Consider the following 12933-nt stretch of genomic DNA (forward strand, 5'->3'; position numbering starts at 1 on the left):
TGACCGCCCAAGCGGACGATGTGCCGCCGAACGCCGCCGTGGCCAAGACAACCGCGCCGAGCGTGGCGCTTGAAGACTTCTTGCCGCGCGCGGTGCAAACCTCGCTGGCCGCCACCCAGGCGCCGAGCGCCTCATTCCAAATGCTTCGAAATGACCTGTTCATCTTCTGACCCTCGCTCCAAAAAACCCAAGCGATGCGGTCAATCGGAAACCATTTCCGGCAACCCACTGCTGTGGTACGCCGTCTTATGCGGCAGCCGTGGAGACTATTGGCAAGGATCGAATACCCGAAGGCACTAGTTCACAAATTTCATCTTTTGATTACATTCTTTGTTGAAGAGGATTTTCATAAGGAAATTTTTCACGGCCCTCCAAAGTGGGGCCTTGGCCTGTGAGTCCCGCGCTGCATTGGGAAACACGGACAGATGGGCGGCATGCGGGGAGGCGGTTCTAAAGGCGCTGTCGCAATGAATTAACAACTTAGTTAACACTTCGTAGTCAAAATGATGAATATTCGAATGTATAAACGTGCACAAAAGTAGTAAGTCGCGCTGGCTGACAGAAATTCCGAATGTTTGAAAGACAATTTGCAATTTGCCGAGGCGATGGCACGAAAGTGAGCGCCCCGCGGGGCAAAGAAAACGGCCGGCAGGGAAGGAAGGTGAATCACGTTCCATGCCTGCCGAATCGTTTGGCAGGCTCAGCTCGGCGGGTCGCTGCTGGTGAAATACTTCACCGTGGCACCGGGAATGTTCTTTGCCAATTTCTCATCATCGCCAAAACGCCAAATATCACCGCACCGTAGTGAATGGCGGTAGGAACGGTGATTGAAGGCAATCGCGGAACAAAGTTGTAGTCGGCCGGGAGCTGGTTGCCATGGTTGAACGCCGCCGGAGTAAATCTTCTTCGGCCAAGTACGCCTGCGGGGGGTGCGCATTGCTGCAACACAAAGGTGCCACCTCCGCCTATTTTTTTCGAAAATCCTCGTCATTGGCAGTCGGAGCAAGCAGCAATTGCCTCAGGGCAGCCTGCTGGCGTCAGCGAAAGTTATCGCGGAGCCTCTTTACGGCGTTATTTGGAGCGTTGGAATGTGCTCGCAAACGCGCGACGACGAAAAGCCCAGGCTGATCGGATTCGAACGACAGCAGCTCAGCGGCAGCCGAGCCTGAACCGCTGATCACGCGTCTGCTGTCTCTCGTTGCGCAGCCAATCTTGCGTAGAAGCCGCTTGCGGCTGCCGCGCCATCGTATCGAGCCATTTGACGTGCGCATCGAGCCCGCTGCAGCCGGCTGCCTGCGCGCTGCTGCCGACAACATCGCGCTCCACATGCCACTCATGCGACTGCTGTTGCTGCGCGGCAAGGGCTGCGTTGTTCCGGGTCGATGCTTCTCGCGCTTCGACGCTCATTCCGTCTGCCAGATTCTGGTCGCGCCGCAGGCGAACCGTCGTGGCGGTCGAGCCTGCCGGGCAGGGACCGTCCGAATACGCCGCCTTGCCCGAAGCGCTCATGCATTTGGCGACCTCGTCGAAGAAGCCTGGCGCAGCGGAGTCGCCCGGCAACTCGGCGGCGGAAGGTGGCGCAGTGCGCCGGGCCGAGGGCGGCGTAACCGGTGCGGAGGGGATGACGGACGGTGGCTTGGGCAGGGGCGTGATCCGCTGCGCCAACAGCCATTCAGCGCCTTGATAGAGCCCGAACAGAAGCAGGACCGACAGCGCGATCCACATCGCCCAATGTCGCTCCCGCGCCGGGCGCAGGCTGCGTTCCCATGCCGTCATCGCGTTGCGGCTGTCGTGCAGCGGATCGCGATGGTCGGGATTCATGAAGGCCGAGTATCCCCGCTTCGCGGCCTGCTGAGCCAACGAAGGGGGCCGATGCTCGGCCGGCCATTCAGAGCCTCCGGCTCAGATCGACCGATGGACGCGGACGCCGCTTCTACCACCACCCCGGTCGCCCTGCATCATCCGCGCAACGCGTGCCAGCCCGCCGGTCCCACTCGCCGCGCGGCCGACCAGCGCACCGCCGGCGGCACCCGCCAGCAGGCGGCGTCCCAGCGAGCGGCTGCGCCCTGCCGTCAGCAGCAGCAGGACACCCGTGCCCAGCACAGCGAGGTGTTCACCCGGAAAACCGGGTCGCCGGGCGTCCTTCTCCTTGATGGCTTCGATCCTGGATCCGATGGTCATTGAAAGCTCCTTTCCTGTACGAACTTCTTCATAACCAGCGATGCGGTGCACCGCTGTAGGCGCCGGTGACGTGCACCGCGTCGAATCGGGCCCACAGCGCGGCCTCTCAGGGTTTTCATAAGAAGGTGCGGCTGAAGGGGCTCGGGCGCCCGTCACACAGGCGTCATCAGCTATTAAAACAATAGCATTCACCCTCTTCGCGAGGATCGTTCCTCGTAAACGCTATATCTAGCCCGACTCTTGCTAAGCAAAATCCTCGACGGATTTCACGTCACCCATGATCGAGGACATCGAAGCAATGAACCTTATGCGTCTGCGGCAGCCGATGGCTGCATTGGTACTGGGCGGCACTGCAGCATTCTTCGGGGCGATGACATCGGCCCATGCATTCTCGAACCCGCCCATCCAGGTGGCGCAGGGCGTCGAATACATGTGCGGCGGCACGAACAAGGCCGAGGCCGCCTTCATGCAGATGGTGTCGCCGCGCTGGGCGGCCACCATCGAGTTCGGCATCAACGACAGCGCGCAGGGCGGCAGTTTCCCGATGCGCGCCGCGGTCCAGGTGCGCGAGAAGTACACGGGCCGGCCCGTGATGGAAGCGCAGTCGCAGGGCCCCTACATGCTCGCGCGGCTGGATCCCGGCGCCTACGACGTGAACGTCACGCTCGGCGGCTTGACGATCACGCAGACGCTGACGGTGATTGCGGGCATGCCGGCCCGGGCCGTGTTCATGTGGCCGTCGAACTTCGACATGGCCTCGGTGCTGCCGCCGGCGCCGCAAGCGCTCGCGCAGACCTCCGCGGCGCGCTGAGCTTTCCTTTCTTTCCCCGGCCTCGGCCGGGCCTTGCCCTTTCCGTTAAGCCTTGCCTAAGCCGTGCGCCGCACAGTGGCGCCGTGGCCTTTTCCCGGCCACGCAGACAAGCAAGCAAGGAAGAAAGAAAGGACTCGGACCATGATCCCCCGGATTTCATCGCAGACGCGGCCCCTGGCGGCCGCCATGCTGTGCGGCGCCGTTCTTCTCGCGGCGCTTTCCTCTTCGGCGCATGCGACGGTCAATCCGCCGATCCGCATGACGCACGGCATCGAATACATGAGCGGCGGCATCGGCAGCGACGAAGCCAAACTGATGGAGACGGTGGCGCCGCGCTGGCCCGCCACCTTCGAATTCGCGATCAAGGACCACAAGGGCGCCGAGTTCGCATCCGACGTCCGCGTGACGGTGCGCGACAGCCACGGCACCGTGCTGCTCGACAACGTGGAGTCGGCCGGCCCGTTCATGGTGGCGCGGCTCGACCCCGGCACCTATGAAGTGGAAGCTCGCTTGCGTGGAAATACGCTCAAGCAAACGCTGCAGGTGATGCCGGGAGCGCCCGCACGGGCGGCATTCATGTGGCCGGCGGGCACCGACATGGCTTCGGCCGGCACGCGGACGGTGCAGTAGGCTTCGAGCCAGGGTCCCGGCGGCGGGGTGCCGGGCCTGCGGCTTTCTCGCCCAAGCCGCTCGCGGCACCCCGCTATCCGGAAGCCTCGCGCTATAGAAAAAATAGCGAGCGATCGATCGCAAGCCGCCTTGAATGCGCGGCATGCGCCTTGCAGATGCCGTATCCCGGGCAACGCCCATTCCCATTGCCCCCATGCCGATACGTTCCCTGAGCGTGCTCACCGCGCTCCTGCATGCCTACATCGCGCTGCGCCTGCTTCCCGCGCTGGCCATGCTCACGCCGGCCTGGCCGCTCGCGCTGGCCGCGCTCGCCATCTCGGCCGTCACGATTCCGCTGCCCTTTGTCTCGCGCCGCTCGGAGCGCGGCGCCTCGGCGGGCGAGTTGCTCCAATGGACGGGCCTGATCAGCATGGGATGGTTCTCCTCGTTGTTCGTGTCGACGCTGCTGCGCGACGCGGGCCTGCTGCTCGCCTGGCTCGCGAGCGTGCTGTTCGGCGCTCCGGTGCCCTGGCATGCCGTGCTGCCATGGAGTGCGATGGCCGTGCTGGTGCTGGCCACGCTGGTGTCGGCGGTGGGTTTTCTCAATGCCCGCCGCACCGCGGACGTGAAGCGCGTGGAGGTTCCGATCCATGGGCTGCCCGCGGCGCTCGAGGGCTTCACGATCGCGCAGCTCAGCGATATCCACGTCGGCCCGACCATCCGCAGCGCCTACATCCAGCGCATCGTCGATGCGGTGAACCGGCTCGGCGCCGATGCCATCGCGATCACCGGCGACCTGGTGGACGGCAGCGTGGCCGAGCTGCGCGAGCACATTGCGCCGCTGGCCGGGCTGCGGGCGCGCCACGGTACTTTCGTGGTGACGGGCAATCACGAGTACTACGCCGGCGCGCATGCATGGATCGACGAGCTGCGCAGGCTGGGGCTGAAGGTGCTGCTCAACGAGCATGTGGTGCTGCAGACGCGCAACGTGCGCGGCGCGCAGAACGACGAAGAGCTGTTCGAAAGCCAGCTGGTGCTGGCGGGCGTGACCGATTTCACTGCCGGCCATTTCGATGCCGCGCACGCCAGCGACCCGCACCTGGCGCTGTTCGATGCGCCGCCGCTGGTGCACACGCGGGTGCTGCTGGCGCATCAGCCGCGCAGCGCAATGCTGGCGGCCCAGGCCGGCTACCAGTTGCAGCTGTCGGGCCACACGCACGGCGGCCAGTTCTTTCCGTGGAATCTGTTCGTGCCGATGCAGCAGCCCTTCACCGCCGGGCTGCACCGGCTGCACGACATGTGGATCTACGTGAGCCGCGGCACGGGCTATTGGGGGCCGCCCAAGCGCTTCGGCGCGCCGTCCGAGATCACGCTGCTGACGCTGGTCATGGCGCGCGGCTGACGCGCCCGCCCGGTCAGCCGCGCAACTCGGCCAGCCGGCGGGCGTTCGAGGTGGCTGCGGCGTGGATCGGCTTCAGTCCGTCGCGTGCAATGCGCACCGCCGTGCCCGAAAGCCGGCTGGCCGTGCCCGCGGCCCGGGCCGTGGCCTGAACGAAGGCATCGCTGCGCTCCGCGGCCTGCGCGGGGGTGACGCTGCCGGCCATCGACAGAAAGGCCCCGGCGCTCAAAAGCCATTGTTGAAGGGCGCGGCTCGCCAGCGAGACGTGGCTGCTGTGCCATTGCCTGACCATGGCCACGCCCGATTCGCTGGCAGCGGCGAGTTTTTCATCGCCCATGAGCTGGAACTCCGCGAGATCGGCCGCGCTGGGCGCGAGCCCCGCCTTGGCCATGCGCTCGGTGCGCATCTGGATCACGGACCCGGAGGACAGCAGCATCTCCTGGGTCTTGAGGGCCACATCCACCCACAGCATCAGCGGGTTGGACAGGCGGGCGACAGAGGTGAGGGACGGCATGGTGCGATTTATGAGGACGGATGAACCCCACTATAGGCCCGAGCCGCATGAATTGCTGCACCGCAACAAAATCGACTCTGCAATTTTGTTGAACAAGTCCTACTTTTCGACGTGGCAATAGCCGCGGCCAAAGGCGCGGACGGCCGCGGAAAGTAATTATTTCTTTTCTTTTCTTTCATTATTTGCAGACAACAACCACATCATGAAAGCACACAGGTCCGCGTCCCTCGGGGCCGCCGTGTTCGCAGGCGTCCTGTGCCTGCTGGGCGCACAGGCTCATGCATTCGAAGACAGTGCACGCGGTTTTTATCTCGAGGGCGGCCATGCGCCGCACGGCGACAAGGGCGGCACCGATTCGGCCACGGTGGGCATGACGCTGCCGTGGTCGCCGCGCCAGCCGGTGCATGAAGGCGCGCTCACTTCCTACTGGGATCTGTTCGCGAGCCAATGGCATGCGCCGGCTTTGGGCAGCAGTTCGCGCAACTACACGCAGATCGGCGCGATCTACACTTGGCGCTACCGCTTCGACGGCGGCAGTTCGCCGTGGTTTGCCGAAGGCGGCGTGGGCGGCACGGTGATGGACCACCTCTACAGGACGCCCGATCGCAGCTTCAGCACCGCGTTCCAGTTCACCGAAGTGCTGGGCCTGGGACGCAGCTTCGGCGAGGACGGCAAGCACGAACTGACGCTGCGGCTGCAGCATTTCTCGAACGCGGGCATCAAGAAGCCGAATCCGGGCGAAAACTTTGTCCGCGTGCGCTACACCTATCACTTCTAGCGTTTCGACGCCGTCGCGTGCCGCCAGCGCCGCGCACGCAGTTCAGTGGCGAAATAGGCCACGGTGGCCACACCCAGCGGCAAGAGGTAGTAGAGCCCCCGGTAGACCAGCAGCACGCCCAGCAGCCGGCCTTGCGGCACTTCGTGCGAGAGCAGCGCAAGGAACACCGCCTCCAGCACGCCAAGGCCGGCCGGCACGTGGGTGACCACGCCCGCCACCGCGGCCACCAGCAGCACCGCGAGCACCGCGTGATAGGCCACTTCGCCCTGCAGCAGGACCCAGATCACGCCGCCGATCAGCGACCAGTTCAGACACGACATGGCCAGTTGGAGCGAGGCCATTCGAAGGGACGGCACCTTGAACGGATAGTGGCGCAGCCGGAAGACGTGCCCGCTGGCCAGCGCGCACAGCACGAAGTAGGCCGCGGCCAGCAGCAGCAACACCGCGCCCAGGATGCGCAGGCCCCCGTTGCCAATCTTCCATTCGGCCGGCAGCGCCAGCGGCCAGAAGCAGAAGGCCACCCCCGCCACCACCAGGTAGCCGAGCCAGTTGGTCAGCATGCTGAAGCCGAGCACGCGCGTGATGGTGCCGTTAGGGAGGCCCAGGCGCGAATAGAGCCGGTAGCGGAACGCCACGCCGCCCACCAGCGAACCGAGATTGAGGTTGAAGGCGTAGCTGATGAAGGTCACGCCCATGACGGTGCGGGCGCCGAGCGGGTGGCGCGTGAGATGGCGGCCCAGCAGGTCGTAGGTGCTGTAGATCGCAAAGCTGGTGGCGGCCAGCGCGCCGCCCAGCCACAGCGTGGCCGCGGGCAGTGCGCGCATGGCGTCGAACACCTCCTGCCAGTCGATGGCGCGCGCCTGGCTCACGAGCAGCCAGGCAATCAGGCCGAAGAAGGCCCAGACCGCGATGCGACGCAGCCAGGGCCACCAGGGCCGGTGCGCGAGGCGGGCGGTCCGGGTGTTCACCGGGTGACCTCCGCGCTGCGCGCTGCGGTGCGAGCCCCCTTCGGAGCGGCCGGGCGGGGGCTCATGCCGCTTCCGTCGGCGCGGCCCCGTTGTCGCCGGTGCCTTCGCGCTTTTCGCGCTTCTCTGCAAGCTCGGTGGCCTCGGCCAGGGTGAGGCGCGGCACCTGCCGCGGCAGCCAGCCCAGCCATGACGGATACCAGCGCAGGAAGTGGAAGATGAAGAAGCTGCGCACCAGCCGCCAGCCGCTCCATCCGCTCTCCAGGTCGGCCACGCCGATCTGCTGGCAGCTCTCGCGCATGAGCGTGTCCATGCGTTCCCACAGCAGTTGGTTGAAGGCCTTGTCGCGCGCGAACACATTGGCCTCCAGGTTGAGCGACAGGCTCAGCGGATCGAGATTGCTCGAACCGACCGTGGTCCACTCGTCGTCCATCAGCGCGACCTTGGCATGCAGCGGGCGGTCGCAGTATTCGTAGATGCGCACGCCCGCATGCAGCAGGTGGTGGTAGAGCATGGTCGCGGCCGTCTTGACGATCGGCATGTCGGGCTCGCCCTGCAGGATGAGCCGCACATCCACGCCGCGCCGGGCGGCACGGCGCAGCTCCTTGATGAGCCTGTAGCCGGGAAAGAAATACGCATTGGCAATCACGATGCGCTTGCGTGCGGCGCGGATCGCGGCCAGGTATTCGCGTTCGATGTCGCCGGTGTGGCGGCGGTTGTCGCGCGTGATGAGCACGGCCTCCACATCGCCGACGGCCTCCCGGTCGGCAGGCGGCGCCTGCCGGAGCCGGCGGCGAAACCAGCGCGGCCCCTTGTCGCCGAGCGCAATGGCACGCAGCACGAACTGGTGGATCTGCGCCACGACCGGGCCGTGCAGTTCCACCGCATAGTCCTGCTTGGCCTTGGGTCCGTAGTCCAGCAGGTGGTCGGCCGAATAGTTGAGGCCGCCCACGAACGCGAGTTCTCCATCGACCACCACGATCTTGCGGTGCATCCGGCGAAACACGTTCAGCCGCTGGCCGAGGATGCGATGCGCCGGATCGAACACTCGCACCCTCACGCCCACGCCGCTCAGCCCTGCGATGAATTCGCGCGAGAGATCCGGCGAGCCGAAGCCGTCGACCATCAGGTCGATCTTCACGCCGCGCTGGGCCGCCGAACGCATGGCGGCCTGCAGCGCGAGGCCCACCTTGTCCTCGAACAGGATGAAGGTCTCGATGATGACTTCGCGCCGGGCCTGGCGAATCGCGTCGAACACGCGCGTGAAGAACTCCTCGCCGTTCTCGAGCAGCGCGATGCGGTTGCCGCCCACCCACCGGCCGACGTTATCCATGGCGTTCACCGCAGGTCATGGACGTGGCCGCTTCAAAGGTCGATGTTCGCAACCAGCGGCGCGTGGTCCGACAGATGCGACCAGGGCTTGCGCGGCAGCACCACGGGCGCGTGCACGCCCGCGTTGCGAACATAGATGCGGTCGAGCGACAGCAGCGGAAAGCGCGCCGGAAAGGTCTTGGCGGCCGAGCCGTTCGCATGCACGAAAACCTCGCGCAGGCCGGCGCCTTCCTCCAGCACCTGGTGCGCACGGCCGCGCCAGTCGTTGAAGTCGCCCGCGACGACCAGCGGCGCATCGGCCGGCACCTCGTCGCGCACGATGTGCAACAGCAGTTCCAGCTGCTGCTGCCGGTGCGCCTCGGCCAGGCCGAGATGCGCGCAGATCGCATGGACGTCGACCGTGCGGCCCGGCAGGCGCAGCACGCAATGGAGCAGGCCGCGCTTTTCGGGCCCGGCCACCGACACGTCGTGGTTGCGGAAATGCACGATCGGAAACTTGGACAACACCGCATTGCCGTGGTGGCCCCGGGGGTACACGGCGTTGCGCCCATAGGCGAACTGCGGCCACATGGTGTCGGCAAGGAATTCGTAGTGCGGCGCCTCGGGCCAGTTGTTGACCCGGCGCGAATGGCGCGAATGGGTGCCGAGCACCTCCTGCAGGAACACCACGTCGGCCCCCACGGTGCGCACCGCATCGCGCAGTTCCGGAAGGATGAACTTGCGGTTGAGCGCGGTGAAGCCCTTGTGGGTGTTCACCGTCATGACCTTGAGCGAGGTCGGCGCCGCGACGGCAAGTGGAATCGGCGAGGAGGAAGACATCGGTCTTGCGGTTGTACGTTGCCGCGAACGGCGCGCCTGTAGGAACGCGCCACCTTCTTCACCGCCTTTCGCGACGGGACGGCCGGCTCCTACAGGCAGGCCTGCCGCACCCCGACACATCCCGCATCGGAGGCCTCCTACGGTGATTTTTCAGGCCGCAGGAAACAAGCCGGCGGTCTTTCTTCATCACATCATTTTTTAAAGGAACGCACCATGAAGCACGCAATCCTTCACGCCACGGCGCTGGCCGGCCTGATGGCCGCGGCCGGCGCCGCCATGGCGCAGGCCACGTCGATACCCGCCCAGCCGGACCCGGCCGTGGGCGGCCAAGCCAGCACGCAGACCCCCGTCGGCGTGCCCAACCCGCCGCAGCGCCCCGATGCGAGCATGCCGGCTTCGCGCGAAGCCGTGAAGGCCGAGGCGCGCGCCCACAACCGCAACAACACCAACAACCTGGTGCCCAAGGGCGAGGCCAGCACCACGGTAAACGCGCAGCCGAATGCCATGCCGCAACCCACCGGCGAGATGTCGCGCGCCGAGGTGAGCCAGATGGCCCGCAAGCCCAAGCCCCAGTTCGGCCAGCGGGGCGAACGGCCGGACGTGCCCACGAATCCGACCGAAAAGACCGGTACGCCTCAATAAGCGCCGGTGGACGGAAAAAGCCCGCGGTGCTCGAGGCATCGCGGGCTTTTCATTGTGTGCGCCGGCTCGGGCGCTCTGCGGGTCAGCTCTTGGCAGGGGCCGTGGCGGCCTCGCCGTGAGGGCCATGATGGCCGCGGTGGCCGTGCATGCCGGCATGCACCGTTTCCGCGTCGAAGGTCTTCTGCTGTTCGGGTGTCAGCGCGGCATAGAAGGCCTTGGTGGCTTCGGCGCGCTTGGCGAACCTGGCACTGCGCTCGGCCTGGCGGGCCTGCATGCGCTCCAGGCGCTCGGGCGTGGTGAGCTTGGCGAATTCCGCACGGTCCATGCGCTGCGGGCGGGCCCCGGCTGGCGGCTGGCTGGCGGCAGCGAAGGTGGTCCATGCGCTTTCCTGTCCGGCGTTCAGTTTGAGCTTTTCCTTCAGCGCGGCAAGGCGCTTGGCGCGATGCGCCTGCATGCGCTCCATGCGCTGGGCCGGGTCCATGCGCTTGTGCTGCGCCTTGGGTGCGCCGGCGTCAGCCTGCGCGACGGCGGCAGAAGGCGTGGAAGAAGTGGCGGGCGCCGCCGGGGTCTGTGCAAAGGCGCCCGAAGAGGCGAGGGCGGCCGAACCCAGAAGGCTGGCCCAGACGATGCGTTGGCGAAGAGAGATCATGAAAAGTGCTTCCTTTCGAAGAAGCCCGCCGCCAAGGGGCAGCAGGTGGGACGAAGTGTGGAAGACCTCTGTATCCCCCAGGTGAGCCGGAAGTGAGCGTGCGTAAAGAATCATGAATGAAAACGCCGACCCGGCGCCGCCCGCAGCGCGGCTCACTTGAGCCTCGGGGGCTTCAATCCGCGGTCGGGCGACTGCAGCCTGCCCGCGCGCAGTTCGCCGACCGCAAGGGCCACGGCGCGGGCCACGTTGCGTACTTCTTCCTGCACGTCTTCGTCGGCATCGAGGCTGTCGTGGCTGGTGGCATAGGGCTCGTAGTAGCCGATGTAGCGGTCGAGCCGGGCCTGCGCGCCCGCATCGACCAGGCCCATCCAGTCGAGCCAGTCCGACAGGTTGCGGCGCACGCTCTCGACGCCGGCGGCGTCGCCGTGCACCACCACGCCGTAGACGCGGCCGCTCAGGTGCTTGGGATAGCCCCAGCCCTCGAGTTCGAGGGCCTTGGCTTCGTCGGGCTTCTTGCCGTGGGTGCTGGTGGGGTCGGGATTGCCGCCGTCGGCGCACACCAGCCGGTCGGCCATGAGCTTGAGCGGGCTGGCGGACTGGTACCAGTGCGTGGGCGTGAACAGGATCACGCCGTGCGCCGCGACCCAGCGCTCGTAGATCTCGTTCATCCAGTCGCCGGTCTGGCCCATTGCATGGTTCGGGTAGCAGCTGCAGGGCCAGTGGCACAGCGGCATGGCGGTGGACACGCAGCCCTTGCAGGGATGGATGTGGCGCCCGTAGTCGGAGGCGAGCAGGCTCAGGTCGAGCACGTCGGCCTCGATGCCGCAGCCATCGAGCACTTCGCGCGCGAGCTGCACCAGCCGCCAGGTTTTGGAGATTTCGCCAGGGCAGGTGCCGTCGTTGCGCGGCGAGCCATTGACCAGCAGCACGCGCGACTTCGTCTGCGCCTGGCCCCATGCGGCCTGCGCCGCGTCGATGCGCGCCCGGGCTTCGAGCCAGTCGACGGAGAGTTCGTAGTCGGGGTCGGCATGGCCGGGGCCGGCCTTGCGTGTGACAGGCGCCTTGCGGCCTTGCTCGTAGGCCTCCCATGCGATGAGCTCGATGCGCTGCAGCGCATCTTTTTCGGCCCGGAAGGCGGGGTCCTGGAAGGATTGCATGAAGCGCTCGTGGAACCGGTCGCGCTTCAAGGTCTCGGGCGCCTGTCCCTTGCGGACCTGGGGGGCTTTGATCGTGCGGCGGGGCATGGGGCCAATCTATGCGCCATGCGCCCGCCCGTGACCTGCGGGCAATGCCGATTTTCGGTAGGCCTGCGACTACATCACTCGCCGAACTTGCCGTCCTGGAAGTCTTGCACGGCCTGCTTCACCTGCTCCTCTGTATTCATCACGAAAGGACCGTACTGCGCGATCGGCTCGTGCAGCGGCTTGCCGGCGATCAGCAATGCGCGCGCCGGGCTGTGGTTGGTGGCGCCCGCGCGCAGCACCACGCCGTCGCTGCCGGGGTCGTTCGCAAGAATGGCCATGCGGCGCGTCGGCACCTCGCTGCCCGCGATCCACACCGATTCGCGGTACGCATACACCAGCGCGTTGTGGTCGTCCGGCAGGGGCTGGGCGAACTCCGCGCCGGGCGGCAGCGTGATGTCGAGGTACAGCGGCTCGGTGTGCTCGCGCCGCACCGCGCCCTCGATGCCATGGCTCGCACCGGCGATCACGCGCACGTGCACGCCCGCGGCGGTGGTGTATTCCGGAATTTCCTCGCTCTGGATGTCGCGATACCAGGGCTCGCGCATCTTGTCCCTGGCCGGCAGGTTGAGCCAGAGCTGAAAGCCTTCCATCAGGCCGTCTTCCTGCTCCGGCAGTTCGCTGTGGATGAGTCCGCGGCCAGCCGTCATCCATTGCACGCCGCCGTTCTGCAGCAGCCCTTCGTGGCCTGCGCTGTCGCGATGCCGCATGCGGCCCGCGATCATGTAGGTCACCGTTTCGAAACCGCGGTGCGGATGGTTGGGAAAGCCGCCGATGTAGTCGCCCGGGTTGTCGCTGCCGAAGGCGTCGAGCATCAGGTAGGGGTCGAGCCTTTTTTGCAGCGGCTGCTGCAGCACGCGGGTGAGTTTGACGCCGTCGCCATCGCTGGTGGAAACGCCGGCCACGATGTGGTCGATGCCACGCGGCGTGGCCACGGGATCGGTCGGGTGGTTGGCGTGGTGGTTTGCATTCTTCATGCAGCCATGGTGGCAC

14 protein-coding genes and 1 pseudogene are annotated in these 12933 nt (G+C 66.3%); 5 read left to right on the top strand and 10 right to left on the bottom strand.

Annotated elements, in window-relative coordinates; genetic code table 11:
- Window positions 1-79 precede the first annotated feature (79 nt).
- The 3 genes and pseudogenes from QFZ47_RS28890 to QFZ47_RS12760 all read right to left on the bottom strand — a co-directional run.
- A pseudogene (locus QFZ47_RS28890) lies at window positions 80-163 on the bottom strand (ESPR domain-containing protein); the annotation flags it as partial.
- Between the two features lie 986 nt (window positions 164-1149).
- Window positions 1150-1821, bottom strand: coding sequence for a hypothetical protein (locus QFZ47_RS12755; RefSeq protein WP_307655969.1), 672 nt, complete (start codon window positions 1819-1821; stop codon window positions 1150-1152).
- Between the two features lie 81 nt (window positions 1822-1902).
- Complete coding sequence (locus QFZ47_RS12760) at window positions 1903-2181, bottom strand: hypothetical protein (RefSeq protein ID WP_307655970.1); 279 nt, start codon at window positions 2179-2181, stop codon at window positions 1903-1905.
- Window positions 2182-2479: 298 nt separating this feature from the next.
- Between QFZ47_RS12760 and QFZ47_RS12765 the strand changes: the two genes are divergently transcribed.
- The 3 genes from QFZ47_RS12765 (at window position 2480) to QFZ47_RS12775 (ending at window position 5003) form a co-directional block, all read left to right on the top strand.
- A complete protein-coding gene (locus QFZ47_RS12765) occupies window positions 2480-2992 on the top strand; it encodes a hypothetical protein (protein WP_307655971.1) in 513 nt (170 codons plus the stop codon).
- Between the two features lie 141 nt (window positions 2993-3133).
- Window positions 3134-3622: a hypothetical protein gene (locus QFZ47_RS12770; protein WP_307655972.1), complete on the top strand. Its 489-nt coding sequence runs from the start codon at window positions 3134-3136 to the stop codon at window positions 3620-3622.
- Window positions 3623-3755: 133 nt separating this feature from the next.
- Window positions 3756-5003 carry a metallophosphoesterase gene (locus QFZ47_RS12775; protein ID WP_307655973.1) on the top strand — a complete coding sequence of 416 codons (1248 nt, stop codon included), beginning with the start codon at window positions 3756-3758 and terminating at the stop codon, window positions 5001-5003.
- A 13-nt stretch (window positions 5004-5016) separates the two neighbouring features.
- On the opposite strand, the gene QFZ47_RS12780 is transcribed toward QFZ47_RS12775, so the two are convergent.
- Window positions 5017-5514: a polyhydroxyalkanoate granule-associated phasin gene (locus QFZ47_RS12780; protein WP_307655974.1), complete on the bottom strand. Its 498-nt coding sequence runs from the start codon at window positions 5512-5514 to the stop codon at window positions 5017-5019.
- Between the two features lie 202 nt (window positions 5515-5716).
- Here QFZ47_RS12780 and QFZ47_RS12785 point away from each other — a divergent pair, with 202 nt between their 5' ends.
- Window positions 5717-6292, top strand: a complete 576-nt coding sequence (locus tag QFZ47_RS12785) for an acyloxyacyl hydrolase (RefSeq protein WP_307655975.1) — start codon at window positions 5717-5719, stop codon at window positions 6290-6292.
- On the opposite strand, the gene QFZ47_RS12790 is transcribed toward QFZ47_RS12785, so the two are convergent.
- From QFZ47_RS12790 to QFZ47_RS12800, 3 genes are all read right to left on the bottom strand, one after another.
- Window positions 6289-7260 carry a lysylphosphatidylglycerol synthase domain-containing protein gene (locus QFZ47_RS12790; RefSeq protein WP_307655976.1) on the bottom strand — a complete coding sequence of 324 codons (972 nt, stop codon included), beginning with the start codon at window positions 7258-7260 and terminating at the stop codon, window positions 6289-6291. The genes QFZ47_RS12785 and QFZ47_RS12790 overlap by 4 nt on opposite strands.
- 61 nt (window positions 7261-7321) lie before the next feature.
- The gene (gene clsB, locus QFZ47_RS12795) at window positions 7322-8590 is read right to left on the bottom strand and encodes a cardiolipin synthase ClsB (protein ID WP_307655977.1); all 1269 of its coding nucleotides are present in this window, start codon (window positions 8588-8590) and stop codon (window positions 7322-7324) included.
- A 32-nt stretch (window positions 8591-8622) separates the two neighbouring features.
- Window positions 8623-9408, bottom strand: a complete 786-nt coding sequence (locus tag QFZ47_RS12800) for an endonuclease/exonuclease/phosphatase family protein (RefSeq protein ID WP_307655978.1) — start codon at window positions 9406-9408, stop codon at window positions 8623-8625.
- A gap of 213 nt (window positions 9409-9621) precedes the next feature.
- On the opposite strand from QFZ47_RS12800, the gene QFZ47_RS12805 reads away from it, so the two are divergent.
- Entirely contained in the window at window positions 9622-10050 is a 429-nt protein-coding gene (locus QFZ47_RS12805) for a serine/threonine protein kinase (protein WP_307655979.1), read from the top strand.
- 82 nt (window positions 10051-10132) lie between these two features.
- Here QFZ47_RS12805 and QFZ47_RS12810 read toward each other — a convergent pair whose 3' ends face one another.
- From QFZ47_RS12810 to QFZ47_RS12820, 3 genes are all read right to left on the bottom strand, one after another.
- On the bottom strand, window positions 10133-10699 hold the full coding sequence (locus QFZ47_RS12810) for a Spy/CpxP family protein refolding chaperone (protein ID WP_307655980.1): 567 nt from the start codon (window positions 10697-10699) through the stop codon (window positions 10133-10135).
- Between the two features lie 152 nt (window positions 10700-10851).
- On the bottom strand, window positions 10852-11943 hold the full coding sequence (locus tag QFZ47_RS12815) for a flavodoxin family protein (RefSeq protein WP_307655981.1): 1092 nt from the start codon (window positions 11941-11943) through the stop codon (window positions 10852-10854).
- 74 nt (window positions 11944-12017) lie between these two features.
- Window positions 12018-12917, bottom strand: coding sequence for a pirin family protein (locus QFZ47_RS12820; RefSeq protein WP_307655982.1), 900 nt, complete (start codon window positions 12915-12917; stop codon window positions 12018-12020).
- Window positions 12918-12933 lie beyond the last annotated feature (16 nt).

The sequence above is a fragment of the Variovorax paradoxus genome (assembly GCF_030815975.1).
In the GTDB taxonomy this organism is placed as follows: Bacteria; Pseudomonadota; Gammaproteobacteria; order Burkholderiales; family Burkholderiaceae_C; genus Variovorax; species Variovorax paradoxus_N.